Origin of the sequence: Bradyrhizobium sp. AUGA SZCCT0182, from assembly GCF_018130185.1 — a bacterium.
Taxonomy (GTDB): domain Bacteria; phylum Pseudomonadota; class Alphaproteobacteria; order Rhizobiales; family Xanthobacteraceae; genus Bradyrhizobium.
The window spans coordinates 38,471-63,703 of the sequence record NZ_JAFCLY010000053.1 but is presented as its reverse complement, the minus strand read 5'-3'; the positions used below and the strand labels follow the sequence as shown (position 1 = coordinate 63,703).

Below are 25,233 nucleotides of genomic sequence, written 5' to 3'. Positions count from 1 at the left end.
GCCGACGCCCTTCTGAGTAGGACGGGATGGGCGAATATATGCCCCTGATTTGTGTTCTGGTAAACAGAAATATTTTTCATTCTGGGGCTTGACACAATTTCCGCAATTCAGAAGTGATTTGCGGTCAGACTACAACGATCCGGTTCCATTCATAGAATATTAGGATATTTGCCTATTCTACCTACCTTTTTACCTCCCCTTCAGAAAATGCCCGTAAGAGCTGCGGCGCTGGGATTGCTTCAGCTCTCTCGCGTGGTGCGCCCGAGGTCGCGAATGGCCGAGGAGCAGCCTATCAAGCTGACAAAGATCAGCGGCCGCTCAAACTCTCCCATTTGCTCCCCAAGGACCCATCGTGCCTGTTCAGGATTTCCTCAGCCAGCGAGCGGTGAATGTCATCGTCGGCGGCAGCTACACGCTGCCGAACTGGTACGACCCGCAGGGCAAGCTTCGCACCTTCGCCTGCCGCACCACGCGCGTGTCGCCGTACCGCATGATCGTCGAGGTGCCCGTGGTCGGCAAGATCGGCGACCGCCTGACGACGTATTTCCGCGACTTCGGAAAATTCGAGGGCAGCATCAGCGACACGATGAATCGCAGTTTCATGCTCGAGCTGGAGATGACGCGCGAGCGGCGCGAAAAACTCTCTGATATGCTGACCTGGCTGGAGAAGAAGCAGAAAAATCCGGCGATGCTGGAGCTGCGAAAGAATGCGCGCTTCGTGCCGCCCAATCCGCATTCCACGCTGACCCTGGCGGATAGTTCGATCCACCCCTGCTTCATCATCGATTGCTCGGTCACGGGCGTTGCGGTGTCGACCGCCGTGCAGCCGCCCGTCGGCATGCCGCTCGCGGTCGGCGCATGCGTTGGGCGCGTCGTGCGGCTGTTGCCCAACGGCATCGCGGTCAAGTTCGTCGAGCAGCAAACGGTTCGCGATCTCGAGCGGCTGGTTGCCCGAACCGTTCCAGTGGCGACAAAAGCCGTTATCGCCTTGCCCGAACCTGCGGCGGCCTTGAACGCGGTGTTGGCTTGAATGGCGGGCTTCGGTCCGCAAAAAGCGGAATACCCAGCCTCCCCACACTGATATGTAGCGCGCAAGGGGCTTGCTTCAAGACCCCGGTCATCCCGTAGAACGTCGGCCGAAGCCAACAGCGGGAGGGACGACATGGGTGCGGCAAAGACTGAGCATGCGGTAGTGATCGCCGGAGGCGGTCCGACAGGGCTGATGCTGGCGGGCGAGTTGGCGTTGGCGGGTATCGACGTCGCCATTGTCGAGCGGCGGGCCAGCCAGGAACTCGCGGGCTCACGCGCCGGCGGTCTGCATTCCCGCACCATCGAGATCCTCGACCAACGTGGCATCGCCGACCGGTTCCTCTCAGAGGGACAGACGTTCGGCGTCGTGCACTTCCACGTCCCGCTTGATATCAGCGACTTTCCCACCCGGCACAATTACGGGCTCGGGCTGTGGCAGAACCATATCGAGCGCATCCTGGCCGAGTGGGCCCTTGAGCTGAAGGTGCCGATCTATCGCGGAACCGAGGTGACTGGTTTCGCGCAGGACGACCGCGGCGTGGACGTCGCGCTGTCCGGCGGTGCATCGCTGCGCGCGAAATATCTTGTCGGGTGCGACGGCGGACGCAGCCTGATCCGGAAAATTGCCGGCATCGCGTTCCCCGGATCGGATCCGACCGTCAGCAATTTGCTCGCCGAGGTCGAGGTGGCCGAGCAGCCGAACCTGGGCATCCACCGCAATGAGTTTGGCGTCCATTCCTTCGGCAAGGTGAATTACGAAATCCGCGATGGCGAGGTAGTCTACCTCGATGGCGGGCCGTTGCGGGTCATGGTGACCGAGCGCCACGTCGGAGCCGCCAGCGAACCCAGCTTGCGTGATCTCAGCGAGGCGCTCATCGACATCTACGGGACCGATTACGGCATCCACAGTCCGACCTGGATTTCGAGATTCACCGACATGACCCGGCAGGCCGCTTCCTACCGCGACAGACGGGTGCTGCTGGCCGGTGACGCCGCACATGTGCATTACCCGGCGGGCGGACAGGGACTCAACCTCGGTGTGCAGGATGCGGTGAACCTGGGCTGGAAGCTGGCGCAGGTGGTCAAGCAGACGTCGCCGGAAAGCCTGCTCGATAGCTACCATGCCGAGCGGCACCCGGTCGCCGCGCTCGCGTTGCGCAACACGATGGCGAAAGTCGCGCTGCTCCGTACCGACGACCGCAGCAACGCGATGCGCGAGGCCGTGGCGGAGCTGATGGCCATGGACGAGCCGCGCAAGCGGTTCGCCGCTGCCATGTCCGGTCTCGGCGTTCATTACGACCTCGGCGACGGACACAAGCTGCTTGGACGCCGCATGCCTGATCTCGACCTGATCACCGCAGGCGGCCCGCTGCGGGTGTTCACCCTGCTGCACGATGCCCGGCCGGTGCTGCTCAATCTCGCCGAGCCCGGCAGCTTCGACATCACGCCATGGGCGGATCGGGTTCAATTGATCGACGCCCAGTATGATGGCGCGTGGGAGCTTCCGGCGCTTGGCGCGGTCACCGCGTCCCGACGCGGTATTAATTCGGCCCGATGGATATGTGGCATGGGTGGGGGATTCGACCCAGATGGGACTCGCCGACGCGTTGACCATCTGGTTCGGACCGCCTGCCGCGGCGTAGCCGCATACCCGATCTTTCAGGTTAGTAGCGACGATAGCCCCGATGATATCCATAACCGCGACGTACATACGGGCGGCGGACGACGTAGGCTCCTCGCCGATACACGGGCGCCGTGCGAACGCCGCCGCGTGCACCGCAGACCACTGCAACACTTTCGACATTCGAAGGCTGGAGCTGTCCCAAGGGGGCGAGCGGAATAGCCGAAGCGGTTCCGGTCGAAAGCGCAGCGCCGGCTAAGGTGGCCAGTGCGAGAAGTGCGAATTTGAGCTTCATCTGGTTTTCTCCCTTTGAGTATATAGTCCAGCAGCGCATAGGTTCCTCTGCGAACGAAGGCTGAGTGCGAAATGCGGCGCAGACTCGGCCGGCTCTTGCCACCCACCAGAGAACTGGCCGGGTCCAAGAATTTCGACTACTGACGCCTTGCCTTGCTCAGATATGACAACAACCTTGACCCGGCCGCTTTGAATATAAGAGACGGTGTCTGCCGCGTTGCCCTGGGCGATCAAGGCGCCAGCAGGATTTCGAGCATCAGCTAAATGGCATGGTTGACCCAGGTCGCGCAGCCATCAGTCTCAATGGCCCGTCCCGGGTTCGATCTTGCCGTTCCGGGTTGGGTGGCCCTTCAACATGCAACATGCCGACCAGGCCGCGCTCGGCGCGCGACAGAGCATGATCAACCAGCATATAGTTGCCGGGAACCTCGACCTTGAATTCCGTGATGACTGCACCACCCGCTGGAACGGTGACGGTCTGCACGCCACGCAATGGCTCGCTTAGCAAGCCGCCGAGATTGTAGACTCGGTCGAAAATTTCACCGATGACGTGGAAGGAGGACGTGTAGTTGGGTCCGCCGACGCCGAAATAGATTCGAACGGTTTCACCGACCTTGGCCTCCAGCGGATGCAATTTTGAAAGCGCCCCCACCGAACCGTTGAAAACGAAATATTCCGGCCGCTCGTTCAGCAATTTTTCAACACTGAATTCCTGACTGCCGCGATGGCCGAACGGCGCCTCAGTATAGATCTCGCCCTGCATAACGTAGAACTCGCGATCCACCGCCGGCAGTCCGCCTTCGGGCTCGACCAGCATGAGACCATACATCCCGTTGGCGATATGATGGGCCACCATTGGCGTGGCGCAGTGGTAGACATACAGTCCCGGAATAAGCGCTTTGAATTTGAATGATTTCTCCGCCCCGGGATCGACTTGTGTGGAAGCGGCTCCGCCCCCGGGTCCGGTGGTCGCATGGAAGTCGACCGAATGGACCATCGTACTGTCAGCGGAATTCTTGACGCGCACATCCACGGTGTCTCCGACGCGGACGCGCAGCATCGGCCCGGGAACGCGGCCGTTGAACGTCCAATAGCCGAACGTAGTCCCTTCCGCGAGGCGGCCTTCGAGTTCGACTGCGTTGAGTTCGACTTGTACTGTTTGCGGCGGACGTTGGCCGACCGGCGGTGGAACCTCGGTCGATTTCCTCGAGATGTCGGCTTCGACCAGCACCTGATCGGGCGGAAGCGGCGTGACGACGAGTTGTCCGCGCATGCCCGCCAACTCGTGCCCTGGAACGCTACACAGGTAGGTGAAATCTCCGGCGCGCGTAGCGCGGAACGCGAACGCTGTGCTTGCGCCAGGGCTAAATATGCGTGACGACCTTGCATTCTGTTCCGGAAATACGATGTCGTGCTCGGCCCCTTCTCCGTTGATCAGGATGATCTGCACCGTCTGTCCCTCCGCGGCTGAAAGAAGCGGATTGACTTGTCCGTCGATGGTGCCGCCGACGCCGAGATAGACCATCCGTCCTTCTGCAATGCCGGTACGCAGTGTGTAGCGGGCCTCCGGCAAATAAACAGAAGCGCGCGGTTCGCCCGGGGCTGACGGTTGCACCGGCGCAGCCGCCGGCGAGGGCGAACGCTGCGCAACAACCGGCGCGCCGGCCGGAGACGCGGCCGCAACCAGATAGGCGATCACATCCTTGCGCTCGTTCACGGTCTTCAATCCCGCGAACGGCATTTTGTTCTGCGGAACCAGCTTTGATGGATCAAGCAGATAGGCGTCGAGTGTCGCTGCGTCCCAAATCAAATTGGCAGCCTTCATCGCAGGCGAATAATTGTAGTTGGGCACCTCGCCGGACTTCTTGCCAATGATGCCGGCGAGGCTCGGGCCAAGGGCGTTCTTGCCGACCTCCAGCGAGTGGCAGGCTTGGCATTTTCTGTAGACCTGGCGGCCTGTCGCCGCATCGCCGTCGACGGCTGTCCCGCCAGCCAGTGTTGGGGGTGGCGTGGGAGTAACGGGTTGCGTCGGAGGAGCGTTCGTCGCAGCAGCCGTGAGCGCGGGAGCGCTCGACGGCTGCGTTGGTGCGTGGCCATGCATCTGGTGTGCCGTCGGTCCGGACGACGCCGGGGGGCGGCTTGGCGTCGCCGGGTCCGCTGGTGCTGGGACCGCGGCTGAACTTTGTGGCGCCGCCGCGGAATTCCTGGAAGCAACTGAAGACGCCTGCGGCTGAGAACTGGCGGCGGTGGGCGCGACCGCCAGCGATTCCGGCGGTGTCGATGAGAAAGAAGCTGCGTACAAGATTCCGCCAAGAGCAATACAAAGTGCGGTTATAAGGATGGACCATTCGCGGAGTTTCGCAAGTATCGTTGCCTGCATATGCGATCTCCGTCTGAGCTAAAGATAAGAAAACCCGGTCAAGCAACGACTTCCGAACCACCCTGCTTTTCGACCTCAACGAGATCCGCGCGGGCGCTCAATACCGGTCAAGAAATTCTGGACGAGGAGCGCAATGCTTCCATGGCCGGAGTGTTACTGACTCGCTGTCACCAACGGCTGCCGTGACTGGGGCGACGGTGGAAGCAGCATGCGCTTCCGGATCCGATGTGGCTGGTCAATATTGACCACTATTCAAAACAAACGAGGAGATGGCCCAACTTGAGGAAATGGGGGGGGGCATCATATGGGAGGCCCGGCGACTGGTGGTCGGATTACCTTGTCAGCTTCCATCGTCAGCGGACATCCCCTCAAGCGACGGTTTACGGCGGCCGCGTACAAGACCCCACCATTCCGGACGGCAGCATTGATAGGGACTGCGGCCGTGCGTAAAGTTGCGTCAACGCCTGTGCCCGGCTGCGTTGCCGTGTTCGCCATGCCGGGCGCTTGAACAATAAGAACCCTCGGAGGAAAATCCGTTGCGCCCAAATCCATTGAAGCCACGGCTCGCGGCGGGTGGCTGTGCGTTCGGAACGATGACGTTCGAGTTCTTCACGCCCGGCTATCCTTCGATCTGCCGCGAGTCCGGCGCCGAATTCATCCTCTACGACATGGAGCATTCGGGCGTCGGCTTCGAGACCATGAAAGCGCAGTTCGCATTCTGCCGCGGGCTCGATCTGGTGCCTCTCGTGCGCGTTCCCTCCGGCGACTATCATCACATCGCCCGCGCACTCGACATCGGTGCGATGGGCATCATGGTGCCGATGGTCGAAACATCTGAGCAGGCCAGGGCGATCGTTGGTTGCACGAAATATCCGCCCGTTGGGCGTCGCGGCGCCGCGTTCAATGTCGCGGCGCATGACGACTATGCCGGCGGAGCCGAGACCGACAAGATCGCCGAGGCGAACGCGCGCACGATGGTGATCGCGCTGGTGGAGACCGCCAAGGGCATCGCGAACGTCGATGCGATCGCGGCCGTCGACGGCGTCGACGTGGTCTGGCTCGGCCACTACGATTTGACGAACTTCATGGGCATCCCGGGGCAGTTCGACAATCCGAAATTCCACAGCGCTGTCGATAGACTGGTCGAAGCCTGCCAGAAACACGGCAAGACGCCGGGCTTCCTCGCCGGCGACGAGAAGTGGGCGCGCGATTTCCGCGCCAAAGGCTTTCGCATGATCGCCTACGGCGTAGATGCGCTGTTGATGCAGCGCGCGCTCGCCGACGGCATCAAGCTGCTGCAGGGGACGTTGAGGCCATAGCGGCAAGGGCGACGGTTCGGGACGGTTCGCCGCAGCTCGACGAACTCCGCCAATTTCGGTGGACAACGGGATAGAGCAGATCAAGCAATGGGTGTGTTTAGCGAGGAAGTGACGACGACCTTTGAAGGACATCAGATCGCATGCAGCGCGGTCCCGGATATGGAGAAGGCGGGACGGATGATCTTGAAGTTGTACATCGACGGGCAGCTGGTTGAATCATCCTCCGGTGTGTCTCTTTACACCCGCGCGGCCTTGCTGTGTGGCGCGTTGAAGACGGGAGAGGCCAACCGGGTTGTGGAAATTTATGCGTCCGGATTTTTCATGAAGCGATTGAATATCCATGTCGACGGCAAGCACATAGCGCGAAGCTAACGACTGTTGCCTGCATCTGTCATCGCGACAGCGGGATTTTGTTGTGTCATTGCAAGATGATCCGGGCAGAGTTATCAGCGCCTGACCTCGCAGGACGCCAGTGGTATCAGCGACTTTACCAGCCTCCTGCAGGTGCCGATCGATCCGGAAGCGGTTCCCCACAGGCCGATCTACGCCTTGCGTTTTGGGCGTCGATAGGTTTTAAGCCCGGTAGCTTTCATGACCGCAGCCATGAACGGGAAGCGATTTGCGTGGCCTTGCCGCGCTCCAGACCGAGTTATGCAACCAGCGTAGCGCGTGCGCTTCAATCCGTTCTCCCCCACACAGAAAGGTAATTTTCAATGGCCAAGATGACCAAGACTCAGTTGATCGATGCAATCGCAGAGGGAACGCAGCTTTCCAAGAATGACGTCAAGGCCGTCATCGAGCAGATGGCCACCGTCGGCTACAAGGAGCTGAACGAGTCCGGTGAGTTCGTCATTCCCGGCTTCGTCAAAATGTCTGTCGTGAACAAGCCGGCGACTGAAGCCCGCAGCGGCATCAATCCGTTCACGAAAGAGCCGATGGAGTTCGCGGCCAAGCCGGCCAGCAAGTCGGTCAAGGCGTCGCCGCTGAAGGTTGCCAAAGACGCTGTCTAGGGATGGCGAAGCGGCCGGCGTTCACCGGAACGGCGGCCGCTACAGATCGACCACCACGTAGTCGCTCTCGACCGCGACCTTGATCGTCTCCGCGACATACGGCCCTTTCACCAGGTTGGTGCCGGGCTCGACATTGACGGGATAGGCGCGGGCGCGGAAGCGCTTGGGATCGCAGTAGGACTGGCCGGTGCGGATATCGAATTCCCAGCCGTGCCAGGGGCAGCGGATGATCTCGCCTAACTTGGTGTACTCGATCTCGCCGGGGTCCGAAGATGTGGCGAGCCCGATCAGCGGGCCTTCGCATAGCGCCGCGCCCTGATGCGGGCAGCGGTTCAACAGGCCGAAAAATTCGCCCTTGACGTTGAAGATCGCGATCGGCCGCTCGTCGATGGTGAGGAATTTTCGCGTGCCCGGCGGCAACTCGTCCACCGGGGCAATGACATGCCGGGCCATATTATTTCCTACGCATGATCTTTTTCGGAAAACCGGTTCCCACTTTTCCTGATCATGCGATCCCGTACAGCTTCTTCGCATTGTCGAGATAGAACGCCTGCTTGTTGGCGTCGCTGACGCCGGGGGGCAGCACGCGCGAGGGCTCGTCGAAATCCCAGTGCGGATAGTCGGTCGCGAACAGCAGTTTGTCCCAGCCGATCCACTCGATCAGCTCGAACAGATGCTCGCGGCGTTCCGGATCTTCCATCGGCTGCGTGGTCCACCAGATGTGATCGCGGATATACTCCGACGGACGGCGCTTCAGATGCGGCACCTCGCTGCGCAGCCGGTCGAAACTCTTGTCCAGCCGCCATGAAAGCGACGGCGCCCAGCCGAAGCCGGCCTCGATCATCACCATCTTCAGTTTGGGATAGCGCTCGAACACGCCTTCGAGCACGAGGCTTGCGAGCGCGGTCTGCTGGCACTGCGAATGGCCGACCATCTCCTCGATGTAAAAGCTCGGCCAGCCGGAAGCTGTGATCGGGTTGCCGCCGAAGCCGAAGGCATGGACGCCGACGGGAAGGCCGATCTCCTGCGCCGCCTCATAGATCGGCCAGTAGCGGCGCTGGCCGAGCGGCTCGACATTGCGGCTCAGCAAAAGCACCTGCACGAAATTCTTGTCGCCGGCGCGCCTGCGGATCTCGGCGGCGGCGGTGGGGCCGTCTTCATTGCCGACGACGATCGAACCTTTGAGACGCGAATCCTTGCTGGTCCATTTCTCGATCTGCCAGTCGTTGATCGCGGTCGCCAGCGCCGCGCTGAGATCGTGGTTGCGCAGGCCCTGCCCGGTTTCGAGCGGGTTGAGCACGCCGAGCGTGACATTGTAGGGGTCGAGCAGTTGCTTCTGCATGAAGGACAGCGAGGAGCCTTGTTTGCCGCCTTCCGGCGGATAGGCGTCGCGGCGCGAGGCGTTCGGCTGCGCCTTCGGATAGGGCGGCCCTTCCATCATGCCTTGATAGGCGTGCTTGCCGTAGGTCTCCAGATGCGAATGCCAGCGTTTTGCCAGGAACGGATAGAGCTCGGTCCCGGTGGCGCGCGCGGGATGGATGTCGCAATCGGCGATCGCGGTCTTGACGCTTGCCGATGACGCCGGCTCCGGACGAAACTGCACGTTCATGGCGTTGCCTCCTTGAGCGCGGGCTGCGTTAGACGAGGATAGGTCGCGTGCGGATTATCGATCATGATCTTGCGGACAAGACCTTCCGAAATCCCCTCCGGCAGCACCTCGTCGCCGTCGAATTGCCAGTGCGGATAGTCGGTTGAGAATAGGAGCAATTCGTCCGACTGCATATGGTCGAACAGGCGATTTAACGTGGCGGGATCCGGCGGCGCGTCGACCGGCTGCAGCGAAAAGCGGATGTTGCTGCGCACAATTTCCAGGGGCGCGCGGTCGACCCAGGGCGTTTCCATCCGCACCCCGCGCCAGAACTTGTGCAGCCGCCACAGGTATGACGGCAGCCAGGTGAAGCCACTTTCCAGCATCACCATCTTCAGCTTCGGATGCCGGGCGAACACGCCCTCGACGATCAGGCTGGTCAACTGGGTCTGGAACGCCTGCGCTTGGGCAACGTAATCCTCGACATGATAGGAACCCCAGCCGACCGAGGTCGGCGGGTTGTGATAGGCGGAGCCGGCGTGGATGCCGATGGCCAGCCCCAGCCGCTCGGCGGCGGCATAGATCGGCCAATAGGCGCGTTTGCCGACCGGCATGTCGCCCATCACAAGCATCAGCACCTGAACGAAGCGCGGGTCTTTGGCACAGCGCTCGATCTCGGCGACTGATTTTTCCACGCTCTGGGTCGGGATCACGATCGAGCCGCGCAGGCGGGAATCCTTGTCGAGCCACTCTTGCACCAGCCAGTCGTTCAGCGCGCGGCAGAAGGCGTCCTGCATGTCCTCGGAAAACACCATCTGCACGCCATACAAGGGATTGCAGATGCCGTAGCTGACCTGAAACCGATCGAGCGCCTGCTTTTGCATATCGCTGAGGCTGGAGCCCGGCTTACCCTGCGCCGGACGCCAATCGGGGCGCGCGCTGATCGGCGAATTGGCCGGATAGGATTGCGACACCAGATCGGTCATGCCGCGCGTCGTCACCTGGTCGCGCCAGTAGTCGTTCATATACGGCAGCAGGCTGGTCAGATGGGGCACGGCGGGATGCAGGTCGCAATCCACACCGCCTGCGATCGGTGACGTCATGACGTTTCCTCGGGCATGTTTCCTCGTGCGCGCCCGCGGTCTCACGGCATCTTGTAAGCCGCGCCGCTTGGTTCTTTGGCCGCATTCAAGCAGGCTGGCCGGTGCGCCGCAACTCGGCAAACGCTAGCCCCCTGTGCTAGGAAAACATGGGTCGGCCCTTAGGAGATTTTGATGATTCGGACTGGAAGTACGGCGGTTGCCATCACCCTTTTGCTGGCTGGCGCGGTAGCCGCGCAGACAGCGCCCCCTGCCCCGCCTGCCGCACCCCCGCCGGTCGATTTCTCCAAGGTCGAGATCAAGACCACCGACCTCGGCGACAACGTTTATATGCTCGAGGGCCAGGGCGGGAACATCACCGTGGCGGTCGGCAAAACCGGCATCATCATGGTCGACGGCCAGTTCGCGCCGCTGCACGACAAGATCAAGGCCGCGATCTCAACCATCTCGAACCTGCCGATCAAATACCTCATCAATACGCATTATCACGGCGACCACACCGGCGGGAATGAAGCCTTCGCCAAGGACGGCGTCACCATCGTCTCCGACGTCAACGTCAAGATTCGCCTGGCGGAGGGAACCACCAACGGCCTGACCGGCGTCAAGACGCCGCCAGCCGCAGCCGGCGCGCTGCCGAAGAAGACCTATGCCGGCGGGACGCTCAAGATCCGGCTTCCCGGCCGCGTCGCCGACCTCAGGCACATCGCCCACGCCCATACCGACGGCGACACCTATGTGTGGTTCAAGACCGCCAATGTGCTGGCGACCGGCGACACCTTCACCAATGGCCGCTATCCCAACATCGACTTTGCCAATGGCGGCAACATCAAGGGCATGATCGCGGCGGCCAACGCCTATCTCAAGATGACCAACGCCAAGAGCCGCATCGTGCCGGGCCACGGGCCGATCGCCGACAAGGCTGTTCTGACCGAATACCGCGCCATGCTGGTCACCGCGCGGGACCGCATGGCGAAGCTGGTGAAGGAAGGCAAGAGCGAAGACGACGTGGTGGCCGCCAAACCGTTCGCCGATCTCGACAAGAAATGGGCGCCGACGGAGCTCGCCTCCAAGAACTTCATTCGCGTCGTCTATCATTCGCTGGCTGACAAGCCCGACAAGAAGTCATTGCTGAAACGCATGCTGCGCCGGAGTTGAGGAATGAAAGAGCTCGTAACGATCGCCGAGAAGATCGCCGTCAAACTGATCGAGCGAAAACAAACCATCGCGATCGCGGAATCCTCCACCGGCGGTCTGATCTCGGCGGCGCTGCTGTCGGTGCCCGGCGCATCCGCCTATTTCCTCGGCGGCGGTGTGGTCTACACCCGCGACGCACGGCGCATCCTGATGGACATTTCCGATGAGGCGATGAAGGGCCTCCGGTCGGCGTCGGAGCCCTATGCCAAATTGCTGGCTAATCAGGTGCGCCAGCGCTTCGCCACCGATTGGGGCCTGTCCGAGACCGGCGCCACGGGACCGACCGGCAACCGCTACGGCGACGCCGCCGGCCACAGCTGCATGGCGGTCGCGGGCCCGCAGAACGCGGTGTTCACGCTGGAGACCGGCAGCGCAGACCGGCAGGCGAACATGCAGAAATTTGCGAGCACGGCGCTGGGCCTGTTGCTGGAGAACGTGTCGAAGTAGGCGACGCGACGCGCCGATTGTGAACTGCTTCACACATCGCGGGTCCAATTGATCAAGATCAAGGCCGTCTCAAGCTAAACAAAAGAACAAATCGTGCTTCCCTGAAAGTCATGGAAGCGCACGTGGTGCATGTTGCTGCTGCGAAAGGGGGTGTTCACCGTTTCGAAGGAGAAACAACATGTCGATGCTAAACCATACGTCCAGTACTTTTGTCACTACCGGCGCGATCCGCAGTACATTGAGGTCATGGCAGGCCTGGCTCGGCCACATGATCAATGACTGTATCGCAAAGCTGATTGCCCGGCGCGAGCAACAGGCCAATCTCGTCATCCTGCGATACCTTGCCGACCGGGAGCTGAGGGACATGGGCATCAATCGCAGTCAGATCGGCGAAGGACTGGCGGAAGCCGGCAAGGATCGCTCAGCGCAGCAGGAAGCACTCCAACGTCAGCCAAAGATGTCGCAATGACGTTGAACTTACGATTCGGACCGCAAGCGCGAACCAGTTCTAGCGCTGCGGTCCGGACAGGTTCACTTCCCGCTCCGCCCGGAAGACGTTGCTATGCAGGTTGGCGATCCATTGCCGGCCGCTGGAGGTGACGTTGAGATAGCGGATCGCAAGCTGGATCTGCGGCGCGACGTTGGTCCAATAAAACTGCGGGAATCGATAAACGATGTCGGCGGGCGTGGCGTAGCCCAGCGTCTTGTTCATTCCGATTTCCTCGAATTCGTAAAACAGCGCATTCGACTTGCGCATGTAGTTGGGGTCGCCGAGCTGGCCGATCAGATCGGCCGCACGCAGCAGCAATCCCTCCTCCTCGTTGAGATCATCACCGTCGTTCGGACCCGTGGCATAGGGAAAGCGGGTGTATTCGATCGCCCGGGAAATCCGGGCCGCGTCGACTTCCTCCATGGTATCGAGCCGCTCGATCACGAACAGCTTTGAGCGGTCGACATGGTAGGGCGCAAGCGCAGCGTCGGACGATCCAACCGGCAGATGGATCTTGCGGCCGCTCAGATCAGCAACAAAGGCATCATCCTCGTCGCCCTGGACGACGCCGCGGACATATCCAATATCATGGGCAAGGCAGGCCATGATGAAGTTGGCGTAATCGTCCGCCGTGGTGGCGCGCGCCAGCGCGCGGCCGACCAGGATGTCGTGGCCCACCAGCGTCACCAGCATGGTGTGCTCGATGTTGTGATACAGCGCATCGCTGTTGCCGATGCACTCCAGGGTCAGCCTCGCGGCAAAAGGCAACAGTTTCGTCAAATCGGAATGCGAGGCGCCGAACCGTCCCTCGGTTTCCCGTGACAGGAACGAACCCAGGGCTTGCGCGGTCAATTGGGGGATTGTGATCATCTCGGCACCCGCTCCCGTCTGTGGTCGCGCCGCGACGACGGCCTGCGCCGCAGCATCCCGGCTTTCCGATCGCTCACTTATCGAAGGCATCCTATCACCAATCCCTGCACGACCGGCTGGGTATATCCGCCGCACCCTTTGAAATGTCTGATCGGCGATGCCCGTGATGCGCTCGGGGAAGATACCTGCTCTGCCGTCGCGGCGACGGCTGGATCATGGCGCCGCGCCTGACTATAATCCGCTGAAACCTCGGGGGATCGCAGCCATGCAACAGCCGTTCGACCGCGCCGCAGAAGACCTCGGCAACTCGATCCATTTCGAACATGTCAACGTCTTCGTGCCCGATCAGCGGCTGGCGACATTGTTCTATGTCACCGGGCTCGGACTGACGCGCGATCCCTATCTGATGGTGTCGGACAGCAACATGTGGGTGAATGTCGGCAAGAGCCAGTTTCATCTGCCTGATGGTGAGGCGCAGGTGCTGCGCGGCCATACCGGCATCGTCATCTCCGGCCGCGAGGCGCTGCTCGAACGGCTGGCGTCGGTCGCCAAAAAGCTCGAAGGCACCAAATTCGCGTTCAGCGAACACAATGATTACGTCGAGGCGATCTGTCCCTGGGGCAATCGCGTGCGCTGCTATGAGCCGGACGCTGCACGCTTCGGCCGCATCACGCTCGGCATTCCCTATGTCGAGTTCGACGTACCGGTTGGGACAGCGAAAGCCATTTGCGGCTTCTACCCCGAGATCATGGGAATGCCGGCCGAATTCAAGAACGGCGACGGCACCACGGCGCGCGTCAAGGTCGGCAAGGATCAATATCTGCAATTCCGCGAGACCGACCGGAAGCAGCCGGAATTCGACGGCCATCACGTGCAGATCTACATCACGAATTTCTCGGGCCCCTACCGCAAGCTGCTCGAACGCAATTTGGTCTCGCAGGAAGACAACCCGTACCAGTACCGGTTCAAGGACATCGTCGACCTCGACAGCGGCAAGCATCTGTTCACGGTCGAGCACGAGGTACGCAGCGCCACGCACCCGATGTTCATGCGGCCGCTGGTCAACCGCAACCCGGCAGAGACCAACCGCACCTACGCGCCCGGCCACGAACAATGGGCCTGGGCGATGGGACCGGACGAATATGACAGGCGGTGAGAGAGCGGCCAGTATTGTGTCGTCCCGGCGAACGCCGGGACCCATAGCCACCGAACGTTGTTGTTGCGGAAGGTGTCTGCCACCTTGCCCCAACGGACAGCACAACGCGGTATGGGTCCCGGCGTTCGCCGGGACGACGGCGGTGTATTTGGCCCGGACGGGCCATGGCCCCTCGAAACTCGACCCTATTAACGTTACATCTTAACCAATCATTAAGTATGCGTTTGCGGGCCCGAAAGGCCCGACCTAGCCTGCATCAGGGAGCGGCTTGGGGGAGCCGCCTGGAAACCAACGATTGGTATGTGCCATGGCGTATAGAATGCATTCGGCGCTTGTCGCGTCTTTCAGCGCAGCCGCGCTTTTGCTTGCCGCGGGCGATACGTTCGCAAGATCAGGAACAGCGCCAGGTGGCGTGCGTTCGGGGTCCCATTCGCCGGCCGCCCACGGTTTCGGACATCACCGCCGGCACAATGTCGGGACCTACTGGCCGGGAGGCGGCGGCTATTACTATTCGCCCTCGAATGGCGAGACTGTGGTCGAGGCGCCCCAGTCCACCACCCGCGACATCCGTTACACCTATACCTATGATGTGCCCTGGGATTGGGCGCATCGCTATCCGCCGAACGTTGTGCCGTCCGACCGGCCCTATGTGTCGAGCTGCTCCTCGGAGCCCGTCACGGTTCCCGGACGCAACGGCCAGACGACCATCAACATCACGCGGTGCTATTGATCGGCCATCAGTGTCGTCCCGGCCTAGTGCGCAATTGCGCACGGGGGGCCGGGACCCATACGCCGTGTCGCTCGCTTTGAGGGACGCTGTTCGACGAATTTTGCAAACCACTAAAGCCTGTGGTTATGGGTCCCGGCCTTCGCCGGGACGACGAGATCCACCAAAACCGGGACGACGAACTACTTCTCTCTGAACGAACGCATCAGCTGATCGCTCAGTGGCTTCATCAGATACGAGAACATGGTGCGGTCGCCGGTTTGCACGAAGGCCTCCACCGGCATGCCCGGGATCAGCTTGTTGTTGTCGCCGAGGCGGGCGACTTCTGCCGGCGGCAACGAGACGCGGATCGTGTAATAAGTTTGCCCGGTGCGCTGCTCGGTGGTGACGTCTGCCGAGACCCTCGTGACCTTGCCGTTCAGTTCCGGCGTGGTGTGCTGGTTGAAGGCCGATAGCCGCAGCAATGTCTTCTGGCCGATCTGCAGCTTGTCGATATCCTGCGGATTGACCTTGGCCTCGACCGAGAGATCGTCGGCCTGCGGCACGATCATCATGATGGCGTCGCCGGCGGTGATCACGCCGCCGACGGTATGCACCGTCGATTGCAGCACCATGCCGGCCTGCGGCGCCCGGATGTCGATGCGGCGGAGCTGATCTTCCGCGGTGACCTTGCGCTCGACGAACTCGCCGATCTTGTCGTTGGTCTCGCGCAAATCCTTGGAAACCTCGCTGACCAGTTCCTTGTCGATCTGGATGATCTGCAGCTCGGTCTCGGTGATCTTGCCCTTGGCCTGCGCGCGCGAGGCGATGTATTGCGCGCGTTCGCCCGACAGACGGGCGGAATCGCGCTCCAGCGTGGTCAGGCGCGAGATCTGGATCAGGCGCTGGTCATAGAGCTGGCGGACGCCGACCAGTTCCTTTTCGACCAGTGCGATTTCCTTGTCCTTGGCTTTCTCCTGCGCCGAGAGGCCCTCGATTTCCTCATTGAGTTGCATGACCCGCTCGCGCAGCTGGGCCTTTTGCCCGGCGCGGCCGTGGACACGAACCTCGAACAATTTGGTTTCGCTCGCCATGACGTCCCTGACCTCGGCATCGTCGGCGCGATCGGCCAGCAGCGGAGGGAACTTGATCTTGTCAGTGCCGCGCTGTTCGGCCTCCAGCCGTGCCGCGCGCGCCAACAATCCGTTGAGGGTTTTGACAACGATCGCCAGGCTTGCCTTGACCACGGTCTCGTCGAGGCGGACCACGATGTCGCCGGCCTTGACGGTATCGCCGTCGCGCACCCGCACTTCGCCGACCACGCCACCGGTCGGGTGCTGCACCTTCTTGACGTTGGAATCGACCACCACGGCTCCCGGCGCGATCAGCGCGCCCGAGATCGGCACCGTCGAGGCCCATCCGCCGAATCCGCCCACCAGCACCAGCATCAGCGCCAGGCCGACAACCAGATGCGACCGTATCGAACGGCGGGCGCCTTTCAACTCCTCGCTCATGATTTGGCTCCAGGGGCAACGATCTTGATCGGCGCGGGCGGCGGCGGGACGGCGCGCTGCAGCACCTGGCCGAGAACGGTTTCCTTCGGCCCGAACGCCTGCATGCGGCCGTCCTTCAGCACCAGCAATTGGTCGACCGCCTCGATGCCGATCGGCCGGTGCGCCACCACGATCACGATGGCGCCGCGCTCGCGCGCGGCGCGAACGGCACGGGTCAGCGCCTCGTCGCCCTCGGTGTCGAGGTTGGAGTTCGGCTCGTCGAGTACGATCAGGAAGGGATGGCCATACAGCGCCCGCGCCAGCCCGACGCGCTGCGCCTGCCCGGCCGACAACGCGGTCCCCTGCTCGCCAATCTGGGTGTCATAGCCCTCGCGCATCTTGATGATCATGTCATGCACGCCGGCCTCCTTGGCCGCGGTGATGATCGCATCCGATTTGGCGTCGGGATCGAAACGGGAAATATTATGGGCGATCGAGCCGGCGAACAATTCGACGTCCTGCGGCAGATAGCCGACGTGACGGCCGAGCACGTCGGACGACCATTGGTCGAGCGCGGCGCCATCGAGCCGCACCTTGCCGCGCACCGGCATCCAGACGCCGACCAAAGCACGGATCAGCGACGACTTGCCCGATCCGCTGGGCCCGATCACACCGACACCGGTTCCGGCCTCGACCGCAAAAGTGACATCCTGGACGATGACCCGCTGATCGCCGGGCGGCACGATGGTGACGCCCTCGACCGACAATCGCTTGGTGGGACTTTGCAGCAAGGTCTGGGTATTCTGCGCCGGTATCTGTTCGAGCAGCTTGGTGAGGCGATGCCAGCTCTGGCGCGCCGCGACGAAACCCTTCCAGTGCGCGATCGCCAGATCGACCGGCGCCAGCGCCCGCGCGCTCAGGATCGAGCCTGCGATGATGATACCGCCGGACGCCTCCTGATGGATCACCAGATAGGCACCGACCGCCAGCACCGCCGATTGCAGCATCATGCGCAGCACCTTGGCGATTGCGCCGAGGCCGCCCGCGACGTCGCTGGCGCGCTGATTGCCGGCCAGATAGGTCTCGTTGGCTTCGGTCCAGCGCTTGGTCAGCCGTCCGGCCATGCCCATCGCGACCAGCACTTCGGCGTTGCGCCGGCTGGTTGCCGCCAGATCGTTGCGCCGCGCCGCCAGCATCATGGCGTCTTTGGCCGGCTGGCGCGACATCACTTCGGTGATCACGGTGAGGATCACCAGGATGATGGCACCGACCAGCGCGGTAAGGCCCAGCAGCCAGTGGAATGCGAAACAGATGGCGAGGTAGAACGGCAGCCAGGGCAGATCGAAAAACGCGCCCGGCCCCTGGCTGCCGAGGAAGGAGCGCACGTTATCGAGGTCGCGCAGCGGCTGCAGGCCTTCATTGCGGGCACCCACCATCAGCGGCAGGCGCACGATGGTATCGAACACGCGGGCATTGATGGCTTCATCGAGCGCGGTGCCGATGCGGCCGAGAATCCGGCCCCGGATCAGGTCGAGGCCGCCCTGGGCGACGTATAGTCCCCCGGCGAGCACGACGAGGCCGATCAAGGTCGGCACGCTCCGGCTCGGAATCACGCGGTCATAGACCTCCAGCATGAAAATCGAGCCGGTCAGATACAGCAAGTTGATCATGCAGCTCATGACGCCGACGCCGATAAACGCGTTGCGACAGGCGCGCAGCGCAATACCGAGTTCGGACCGCCGGACACCGGGAGCAGCTGCCATCAATTCGTGTCTCTGCAAAAGGGATTAGCTAACGGGCTGGTTCTACCGATGTTTGTGGCCAGCGTCTATTTAAGTCACGTTAACCTGATGCGGTTCATGCCCCCGCCGGCGGCAGGACGTGTCTGGCCGAAACACCGGGAAATGAGCCTGCAGAGCGGGTTAGGCGGGTCCGGCGCGGGGCTTTGCCGGTTCGGCCGTCGCAAAAGGCGCTGGAATCACTGATATCGAGGCCCGTCCAATTTCGCCGTGCAGGTCGAACACCCACTCCCGGTCCTTAAGCCCGCCTGCCGGCCGCCAGCGGGTTTCGGCGCGGCGCCCGGACCCGCGAATGAGCGCGCACCGCCTTACGGACCGTGGTAGGTTCCGCGCCCTGGCTGCACCCGCCGTGCAGGTATCGACGGGAGTTCTCGCGGCCACATGATCAGTTTTGATACCGATGGCTTGCGGCCGGACGAACGCTTCGATCACTGGTGCGAAGTGCGCGCCAAGGGACTGTTCGGCGTCACCATCGAGGTGTCTCGCGAGCGGCGGCCGGATTTCCACGGGCGGTTCTCCGCCTACGAAACGGGTGGCGCGACCGTCGCTGAACTGCAGGCCTCTTCCTACAGGGTCAGCCGCACATGGGCTGACATCAAGCGCATGTCCGGCGACAGCCTCAACATTTTCCAGCAGGTACGCGGCCCCGGCATGCTTCGCGCCGGCGAGGAGCGTGTCCATATGATCGCCGACGGCACGATGACCATCGCCCATTCCGACGTGCCCTTTGCCGGGACCCCAATCCGTTCCGACGGCTTCCATTTCCGCGCGCTGAAAATTCCGGTCACCGGCAATGCACGGCTCGCGGCCGGCGCGGAGAATTTGCTCTGCGAGCCGTTATTGCCGGAGACGCCGGTCGCGCGACTGATCGAAGCCATTTTTGCGGCGATCGTCGAGCAGCGAATAGAGGCGGCCGACGCCGACGCCACCATTCGCCATATCGCGCAACTGGCGCTGCTGGCGCGCGGCCGGGTGACGCCAGGCACGCCGGAAAGCCGCAACGCGGTGCGGCACGGCTATCTGCAGATGGCGCTGACGTTGCTGAGAAGCCATCTGCTGGAGCCGGATCTGTCGCCGACGCGGGTGGCGCGAGCATTGAATATCTCGGTGAGGCAGCTTCATCTGCTGTTCGAGCCGACCGGGCAGTCGTTCGCGCGGACGGTGCTCGCGATGCGCCTCGCCGAAGCCCGGCGCCAGATGGAATCCATGCCGCTTCGGCCGGTGGCGGAAATCGCCTCTGCCAGCGGCTTCGACAGTCTCGCCACGTTCTACCGCACCTTCCGTCAAACCTATGGGATGGCGCCGGGTGACCTGCGCAAGGATTTGCGTCTCGGCTGATTTGCTGCCCTACCTCCGGCCGCGAACCAGCCGCACCACCAGCAGCAATATGACGGCGCCGATCACGGCATTGATGATCTCCCTGATCACGCCGGTGCCGATGTGAATGCCGAGCTTGGGCAAAAGAAGGTTTGCAACCAGCGCGCCGGCGATGCCGACGAGGATGTCGCCGATCAGGCCAAAACCGGTGCCGCGCACGATCTTGCCGGCCAGCCAGCCGGCGACGAGCCCGATAAACAGGATGACCAAAATGCCCTGGTTGGATACGTGCACCTGAAAATCCCCCGCTTCGCGCGCGTCATCCGCCCCGCGGTTTTAGACTACCGGCAATTCCCCGATGTGACGACCTGAATCTGCCCGCCACGCCGCCTGTGGTGGAACTGTCAATCGCAGTCCGCGTTATCCGGCAATGACGCAACCTGATATTTGGTATGTAAGTTTTGGGCCGGAGCGGACCGACGAGAGTGCGACGAGCATGGTCCGTTCGACCCGCAAATTTAAATCGGAAGTCGACGCCAAACTGTTCGCGATGCAGATTCTGGCGAAGGGCTGGTCTGCGAGCGCCGGCACGCTCAATCCGCACCAGCCCAAGCAGATCGTGGGGCCCGCTCAGATCGAACAATGGGCGGATCCGGGATTGGGTGGATAGCGCGTTTTCATCATGCCCGGCCTTGTGCCGGGCATCCACGTCTTCGCTTCATTCACCAAGAAAAGACGTGGATGGCCGGGCATAGGCGAGCGGAAGCGACGCCGTCCTTCGGACGGCTATGCCTGGCCATGACGATGCTTTGGGTGACTGGGGCCGCTCAGATCGCAGCGATTTCCGCCGGTTCGGCCAGAACACAGCGCGCGATTCGATCCGGCGCAACCTGCACATTCGGCGGCAGTTGCTCGGTGCAGCGCGGCTGCGCCACGCTGCAGCGCGGCGCGAACGAGCAGTTCACCGGCGCCTTGTCGAGCGACGGCGGCGTGCCCGGGATGGTCTCCAGCCGCTGGCCGCGTTTGGCGCCGTGGGTGGTCGATGCCAGGAGCCCGCGCGCATAGGGATGTATCGGCGTCCGGACGATGTCGCGCAGCTTGCCCTGCTCGACGATCTGGCCGGCATACATGACAGCGACGCGGTCGCAGATTTCGATGGCGACGCCGATATCGTGGGTCACGAAGATCACCGACATGCCGAACTCGCGCTGCAACTCGCGCAGCAAGAGCAGAATCTGGATCTGCACGGTGGCGTCGAGCGCCGTGGTCGGCTCGTCGGCCAACAGGATCTTCGGCTTGCAGGCCAGTGCGAGGGCGATCATCGCACGCTGCCGCATGCCGCCGCTCATTTCATGCGGATAGGCATCGAGGCGGCGCTTGGCGGAGGGAATCCGCACCACTTCCAGCATTTCCAGCGCCCGCGCGGTGGCCTCCTTCTCGCTCTTGCCTTCATGGCGCATCACCGATTCGGAAATCTGCCGGCCGATGGTGTAGACGGGGTCGAGCGCTAGCGCCGGCTCCTGGAAGATCATCGAGACGGTCTGGCCGCGAAACGCCGACAATTCGTCGTCGTTCAACGCCAGCACGTCGCGGCCGAGAACATTCACGCTGCCCGAAATCTGCGTCCGCTTCTTCGGCAATAGCCGCATCAGCGCGCGCAACGTCACGCTCTTGCCCGAACCGGATTCACCGAGGAGGCCGAGCACCTCGCCCTCGCCGAGCGAGAGCGAGATGTCGTTGACGGCGTGCACAGTGCGCTCGCCGGTGAATCGGATGCTGAGATCGCGGATTTCGACGAGGTTGGTCATGCCGGTTTGGGTACCTGTTTATGATAGTCCGTGGCGCGCTGGAACGCGGCGCCGATCCGCAGCAGCATCGCCTCGTCAAAGGAGCGGCCGATCAATTGCAGGCCGACCGGCAAACCGCTTTTGGTGAAGCCCGAGGGAATCGAAAGCGAGGGCAGGCCGAGGTAATTGACCGGGCGGGTAAATTTCGTGATCCGCTGGATCACGGCCTCGGCGTCGCGGCTGTTGCCGACATCGCTCTCGGCGATGGTTGCCGCCGGCATCGGCGCGACCGGCGCAATCACCGCATCGGTGCCGGTGACCGCCGCGAGATACGCCGCCAGCGCCGGACCGCGCCAGCGCATCGCTTCGAGGTAGGACACCGCCGGGATCGCAAGGCCGTTCTGCAGCCGCATCAGGACCTGCGCGCCGTAATCCTGCGGCCGTTCGATCATCCATCTTTTGTGGAACGCGGCGGCTTCGGTCGCGAGCACCAATTGGCAGGCGGCCGTGAGCTGGCGCTGGTCGGGCAATTCGACCGAGACGATTTCGGCGCCCTCTTTCTTCAGCGTCGCGATGGTCTCATCGAGAACGCGCGCCACTTCGGCATCGAGATCGTCGACATAGAACGCGGTCGGCACGCCGATCCTGAGGCCTTTGAGCGAGCCCTTGGTGGCCGCCATATAGTCCGGCACCGGCAGCGTGGATGCGGTGAGATCATCGGGATCGGCACCGGCCATCAACCCCAGCAGCAGCGCGCAATCTTCCACGCTCTGCGCCAGCGGGCCGACGGTATCGAGCGATTGCGACAGCGGCATCGCGCCGGCGCGGCTGACGCGGCCGACCGTCGTCTTCAACCCGGTGACGCCGCAGAAATGCGCGGGCATCCGGATCGAGCCGCCGGTGTCCGATCCCAGCGCCGCAAAGGTCAGCCGTGCGGCGACCGCCGAGCCCGAGCCGGACGACGAGCCGCCGGTAATGTGATCGACGTTCCAGGGATTGCGCACTGCGCCGTAATGCGGGTTGTGGCCGGTCGGCCCGTAGGCGAACTCGACCATCTGCAGCGAGCCGAGCCTGATGGTACCGGCGTCCTTCAGGCGCTGCAGCGCGGTCGAATTCGTGGTGGCGACGAAGTCGCGGCGGATCTTCGAGCCGCAGGTAACGACCTTGCCGGCCTCGTAATACATGTCCTTGTGTGCCAGCGGCACGCCATGCAGCACGCCCTTATTCTTGCCCTTGGCGAGATCAGCATCGGCGGCGGCGGCCGCCGCCAACGCCTCCTCCGCCTCGATCGCCATGAAGGCGTTGAGGCGCGGCTGCCATTGCGCGATGCGGTCGAGACAGGATTTTGTCACCTCGCGCGATGAAACTTCCTTGCTGGCGATCGCCTTGGCGACCGACACCAGCGACATCAGGGCCGGTTCGGTGCTCATTTCGACACCCCGGGGTTCTGCGCCAGAAGAAAGCTCGCGGGCTCCAGGTCGAACGGCAGGGTGCCGGCGACCGGCGCGAAGCCTTCGAACGCCGGCCCGATCGAATTGGCGATCCGCTCGGCGACTTCGGCGGTCACCGGCACGCCCGCGACATCGGTCATGACCTTGACCTCTTTTGGACTGGGTTTTGTCATTGCGGATTTGCTCCCTTATGCGTTTTTCTTGGTCGTTTCTTTGGCCGGTGCGCGGCTGTGCCCTGATCCCGGAATGGCCATGTAACACGCCGCCTGGTGACCCAATGTATCGAGGTCGCTGAGTTTTGGCGTCGCATTTGAGCAGAGCGGCTCCGCATATGGACAACGGGTGTGAAACCGGCAGCCCGGCGGCGGATCGATCGGATTGGGCGGATCGCCCGTGATCGGCGGCGTCTGGGTGCGGTTGTCAGGATCCGCCGACGGCATCGCCGCCAGCAGCGCCCGCGTATAGGGATGCGCCGGCTCGTCCCAGACCTTGTCGACCGGACCGAGCTCGACGACCTCGCCGAGATACATCACCAGCACGCGATCACTGATGTAGCGCACCACATTGAGATCGTGGCTGATGAAGAGGTAGGTGAGCCCGAACTCGCGCTTGAGATCGGCCAGCAGATTGAGCACCTGGGCTTCAACCGATTTGTCGAGCGCCGATACCGCCTCGTCGAGGATCACCAGCCGCGGCGACAGCGCCAGCGCGCGCGCGATGTTGACGCGCTGGCGCTGGCCGCCGGATATCTCGTGCGGATAGCGGTTGGCGAAGGTCTCGGGCCGCAAGCCGACCTTGCCGAGCAGTTCGCGCGCCAGCGCCCGCGCGGCGGCATCCGCCATGCCGTGTACCTTCGGGCCGAACGCGATCGAATCCTCGATGGTGAGGCGCGGGTTGAGCGAGGCGTAGCTGTCCTGAAACACCATCTGCATGCCGCGGCGCAGCTCACGTAATGAGAGTGCGCGGCCGACCTGCATGCCGTCATAGATGATATCGCCGGCGTCTGACTTCATCAGATGCATTAGAAGCCGCGCGGTGGTCGACTTGCCGCAGCCGGATTCGCCGACGATCCCGACGGTTTCACCCTTGGCGATCGAAAACGAGACGTCGTCGACCGCGCGGACGGTCTTGCGCGCGCTGAACAGATCACCGCGCACCGGGAAATGCTTGGTCAGGCCGTTGACCTGCAACAGCGGCTGCGCGGCGCCGCCGACATCCTCGATCTTTTCCAGCAGTTCGACCGACGGGCTGCTCTCGTTCATCGCGTCAGTTCCTGATGTCCATGGCGCTGCGCATACCGTCGCTGAGCAGATTGAAACAGATCGACACCGCAAAGATCATGGCGCCGGGCAACGCCGCGACCCACGGATTGACATAGATCGCGGTGCGCAGCGTGTTGAGCATCAACCCCCATTCCGGCTCCGGCGGTTTTGTACCCAGACCGAGGAACGAAAGGCCGGCGGCGAGGATCATCGAGACCGAGATCAAGCCAGTGGCGTAGACGAAGATCGGGCCCAGCACGTTGCCGAGCATGTGCACACGCATGATGGTGAAGGGCCCGGCGCCGGAAGCGCGCGCGGCCTCGACGAAGTCCATGTTGCGCACGCCGGTCGTGACGCTCTCGGCGACGCGGGTGATCTGCGGCACGAACACGATGGTCAGCGAGACGATGGAGTTGACGATGCCGGCGCCGAGCGCGCCCGAAATCGCAATCGCCAGCAGCACCGAGGGAAATGCGTAGAACACGTCCACGGTGCGCATGATCGCGGTGTTGAGCTTGCCGCCGACATAGCCGGCGACAAGACCAAGCGATGTGCCAATCATGAAGGCGAGGATCACGGGCAGAATGCCGATGAGCAGCGACAGTCGGCCGCCATAGACCAGCCGTGCCAGCATGTCGCGGCCGAGCTCATCGGTGCCGAGCGGATAGTTCGGCGTGCCGATATGGCGGAGTCTGCGGATCATCGAGCCCTGATAGGGATCGGCCAAACCGAGCCACGGCGCCAGCAGCGCGGACAGGAAGATCAGCACCAGAATGAAGGCGCAGACCATACTGACCTTGTCGCGCCGGATGCGGCGGCCGACGGTGGCCCAATAGCCCCGCGCCTGGGTGGCCGGTGCCGCCTGCAGGGCGGTATCTGTGATCGCGCTCATGCGCTACGCTCTTTTTGTTTGAGCATGA

General features: G+C 62.7%; 25 protein-coding genes and 1 pseudogene. 12 read left to right on the top strand and 14 right to left on the bottom strand.

Annotation, left to right across the window (positions count from 1 at the left end; translation table 11 throughout):
- Window positions 1-352 precede the first annotated feature (352 nt).
- Together JQ611_RS36025 and JQ611_RS36020 are read left to right on the top strand one after the other, a co-directional pair.
- A complete protein-coding gene (locus JQ611_RS36025; protein ID WP_212468130.1) occupies window positions 353-1,030 on the top strand; it encodes a PilZ domain-containing protein in 678 nt (225 codons plus the stop codon).
- Window positions 1,031-1,162: 132 nt separating this feature from the next.
- A pseudogene (locus JQ611_RS36020) lies at window positions 1,163-2,672 on the top strand (FAD-dependent monooxygenase).
- Between the two features lie 269 nt (window positions 2,673-2,941).
- On the opposite strand, the gene JQ611_RS36015 reads toward JQ611_RS36020, so the two are convergent.
- Together JQ611_RS36015 and nirK are read right to left on the bottom strand one after the other, a co-directional pair.
- Window positions 2,942-3,178, bottom strand: coding sequence for a cyclic nucleotide-binding domain-containing protein (locus tag JQ611_RS36015; RefSeq protein ID WP_249133721.1), 237 nt, complete (start codon window positions 3,176-3,178; stop codon window positions 2,942-2,944).
- A 22-nt stretch (window positions 3,179-3,200) separates the two neighbouring features.
- Window positions 3,201-5,324, bottom strand: a complete 2,124-nt coding sequence (gene nirK / locus JQ611_RS36010) for a copper-containing nitrite reductase (RefSeq protein WP_212468129.1) — start codon at window positions 5,322-5,324, stop codon at window positions 3,201-3,203.
- 536 nt (window positions 5,325-5,860) lie between these two features.
- Here nirK and JQ611_RS36005 point away from each other — a divergent pair.
- The 3 genes from JQ611_RS36005 (at window position 5,861) to JQ611_RS35995 (ending at window position 7,653) form a co-directional block, all read left to right on the top strand.
- A complete protein-coding gene (locus tag JQ611_RS36005) occupies window positions 5,861-6,643 on the top strand; it encodes an HpcH/HpaI aldolase/citrate lyase family protein (RefSeq protein ID WP_212468128.1) in 783 nt (260 codons plus the stop codon).
- A gap of 87 nt (window positions 6,644-6,730) precedes the next feature.
- Window positions 6,731-7,015 carry a hypothetical protein gene (locus tag JQ611_RS36000; RefSeq protein ID WP_212468127.1) on the top strand — a complete coding sequence of 95 codons (285 nt, stop codon included), beginning with the start codon at window positions 6,731-6,733 and terminating at the stop codon, window positions 7,013-7,015.
- Between the two features lie 341 nt (window positions 7,016-7,356).
- On the top strand, window positions 7,357-7,653 hold the full coding sequence (locus tag JQ611_RS35995) for an HU family DNA-binding protein (protein ID WP_192737043.1): 297 nt from the start codon (window positions 7,357-7,359) through the stop codon (window positions 7,651-7,653).
- A gap of 39 nt (window positions 7,654-7,692) precedes the next feature.
- Here JQ611_RS35995 and JQ611_RS35990 read toward each other — a convergent pair whose 3' ends face one another.
- Genes JQ611_RS35990 through JQ611_RS35980 form a run of 3 tightly spaced genes read right to left on the bottom strand, consistent with a single transcriptional unit; the run spans window position 7,693 to window position 10,344 of the window.
- The gene (locus JQ611_RS35990) at window positions 7,693-8,106 is read right to left on the bottom strand and encodes a Rieske (2Fe-2S) protein (protein WP_212268023.1); all 414 of its coding nucleotides are present in this window, start codon (window positions 8,104-8,106) and stop codon (window positions 7,693-7,695) included.
- Window positions 8,107-8,158: 52 nt separating this feature from the next.
- Entirely contained in the window at window positions 8,159-9,262 is a 1,104-nt protein-coding gene (locus JQ611_RS35985) for an amidohydrolase family protein (RefSeq protein ID WP_212468126.1), read from the bottom strand.
- A complete protein-coding gene (locus tag JQ611_RS35980) occupies window positions 9,259-10,344 on the bottom strand; it encodes an amidohydrolase family protein (RefSeq protein ID WP_212268019.1) in 1,086 nt (361 codons plus the stop codon). Before JQ611_RS35980 ends, JQ611_RS35985 begins: the two co-directional genes overlap by 4 nt.
- A gap of 171 nt (window positions 10,345-10,515) precedes the next feature.
- On the opposite strand from JQ611_RS35980, the gene JQ611_RS35975 reads away from it, so the two are divergent.
- From JQ611_RS35975 to JQ611_RS35965, 3 genes are all read left to right on the top strand, one after another.
- Window positions 10,516-11,496: an MBL fold metallo-hydrolase gene (locus JQ611_RS35975; protein WP_212468125.1), complete on the top strand. Its 981-nt coding sequence runs from the start codon at window positions 10,516-10,518 to the stop codon at window positions 11,494-11,496.
- A 3-nt stretch (window positions 11,497-11,499) separates the two neighbouring features.
- The gene (locus JQ611_RS35970) at window positions 11,500-11,982 is read left to right on the top strand and encodes a CinA family protein (protein WP_212391738.1); all 483 of its coding nucleotides are present in this window, start codon (window positions 11,500-11,502) and stop codon (window positions 11,980-11,982) included.
- Window positions 11,983-12,160: 178 nt separating this feature from the next.
- Window positions 12,161-12,451, top strand: coding sequence for a DUF1127 domain-containing protein (locus JQ611_RS35965; RefSeq protein WP_212268014.1), 291 nt, complete (start codon window positions 12,161-12,163; stop codon window positions 12,449-12,451).
- 39 nt (window positions 12,452-12,490) lie between these two features.
- Here JQ611_RS35965 and JQ611_RS35960 read toward each other — a convergent pair whose 3' ends face one another.
- The gene (locus tag JQ611_RS35960; protein ID WP_212033402.1) at window positions 12,491-13,342 is read right to left on the bottom strand and encodes a metal-dependent phosphohydrolase; all 852 of its coding nucleotides are present in this window, start codon (window positions 13,340-13,342) and stop codon (window positions 12,491-12,493) included.
- Between the two features lie 265 nt (window positions 13,343-13,607).
- Here JQ611_RS35960 and JQ611_RS35955 point away from each other — a divergent pair, with 265 nt between their 5' ends.
- Both JQ611_RS35955 and JQ611_RS35950 read left to right on the top strand, forming a co-directional pair.
- Window positions 13,608-14,498 carry a VOC family protein gene (locus JQ611_RS35955; protein WP_212391740.1) on the top strand — a complete coding sequence of 297 codons (891 nt, stop codon included), beginning with the start codon at window positions 13,608-13,610 and terminating at the stop codon, window positions 14,496-14,498.
- Between the two features lie 319 nt (window positions 14,499-14,817).
- Window positions 14,818-15,228 (top strand): hypothetical protein, encoded by a 411-nt coding sequence (locus tag JQ611_RS35950; protein WP_249133720.1) that lies wholly within the window; start codon window positions 14,818-14,820, stop codon window positions 15,226-15,228.
- Window positions 15,229-15,407: 179 nt separating this feature from the next.
- On the opposite strand, the gene JQ611_RS35945 is transcribed toward JQ611_RS35950, so the two are convergent.
- Window positions 15,408-16,718, bottom strand: coding sequence for an HlyD family type I secretion periplasmic adaptor subunit (locus JQ611_RS35945; protein WP_212268007.1), 1,311 nt, complete (start codon window positions 16,716-16,718; stop codon window positions 15,408-15,410).
- Window positions 16,715-18,460, bottom strand: a complete 1,746-nt coding sequence (locus JQ611_RS35940) for a type I secretion system permease/ATPase (RefSeq protein ID WP_212268006.1) — start codon at window positions 18,458-18,460, stop codon at window positions 16,715-16,717. The genes JQ611_RS35945 and JQ611_RS35940 overlap by 4 nt, the downstream gene beginning before the upstream one ends.
- A gap of 417 nt (window positions 18,461-18,877) precedes the next feature.
- On the opposite strand from JQ611_RS35940, the gene JQ611_RS35935 reads away from it, so the two are divergent.
- Entirely contained in the window at window positions 18,878-19,834 is a 957-nt protein-coding gene (locus JQ611_RS35935; RefSeq protein ID WP_212468123.1) for an AraC family transcriptional regulator, read from the top strand.
- A 9-nt stretch (window positions 19,835-19,843) separates the two neighbouring features.
- On the opposite strand, the gene JQ611_RS35930 is transcribed toward JQ611_RS35935, so the two are convergent.
- Window positions 19,844-20,107 (bottom strand): GlsB/YeaQ/YmgE family stress response membrane protein, encoded by a 264-nt coding sequence (locus JQ611_RS35930; protein WP_212268002.1) that lies wholly within the window; start codon window positions 20,105-20,107, stop codon window positions 19,844-19,846.
- Window positions 20,108-20,309: 202 nt separating this feature from the next.
- On the opposite strand from JQ611_RS35930, the gene JQ611_RS35925 reads away from it, so the two are divergent.
- Window positions 20,310-20,483: a hypothetical protein gene (locus JQ611_RS35925; RefSeq protein WP_192737029.1), complete on the top strand. Its 174-nt coding sequence runs from the start codon at window positions 20,310-20,312 to the stop codon at window positions 20,481-20,483.
- Window positions 20,484-20,640: 157 nt separating this feature from the next.
- Here the strand turns inward: JQ611_RS35925 and JQ611_RS35920 are convergent, their stop codons facing one another.
- Genes JQ611_RS35920 through JQ611_RS35900 form a run of 5 tightly spaced genes read right to left on the bottom strand, consistent with a single transcriptional unit; the run spans window position 20,641 to window position 25,205 of the window.
- Complete coding sequence (locus tag JQ611_RS35920) at window positions 20,641-21,621, bottom strand: ABC transporter ATP-binding protein (protein ID WP_212268000.1); 981 nt, start codon at window positions 21,619-21,621, stop codon at window positions 20,641-20,643.
- The gene (locus JQ611_RS35915; RefSeq protein WP_212468122.1) at window positions 21,618-23,030 is read right to left on the bottom strand and encodes an amidase; all 1,413 of its coding nucleotides are present in this window, start codon (window positions 23,028-23,030) and stop codon (window positions 21,618-21,620) included. Before JQ611_RS35915 ends, JQ611_RS35920 begins: the two co-directional genes overlap by 4 nt.
- Window positions 23,027-23,224 (bottom strand): hypothetical protein, encoded by a 198-nt coding sequence (locus JQ611_RS35910; RefSeq protein WP_212267996.1) that lies wholly within the window; start codon window positions 23,222-23,224, stop codon window positions 23,027-23,029. Before JQ611_RS35910 ends, JQ611_RS35915 begins: the two co-directional genes overlap by 4 nt.
- 15 nt (window positions 23,225-23,239) lie before the next feature.
- Entirely contained in the window at window positions 23,240-24,313 is a 1,074-nt protein-coding gene (locus JQ611_RS35905; RefSeq protein WP_212468121.1) for an ABC transporter ATP-binding protein, read from the bottom strand.
- Between the two features lie 4 nt (window positions 24,314-24,317).
- On the bottom strand, window positions 24,318-25,205 hold the full coding sequence (locus tag JQ611_RS35900; protein WP_212267992.1) for an ABC transporter permease: 888 nt from the start codon (window positions 25,203-25,205) through the stop codon (window positions 24,318-24,320).
- Window positions 25,206-25,233: the final 28 nt, after the last annotated feature.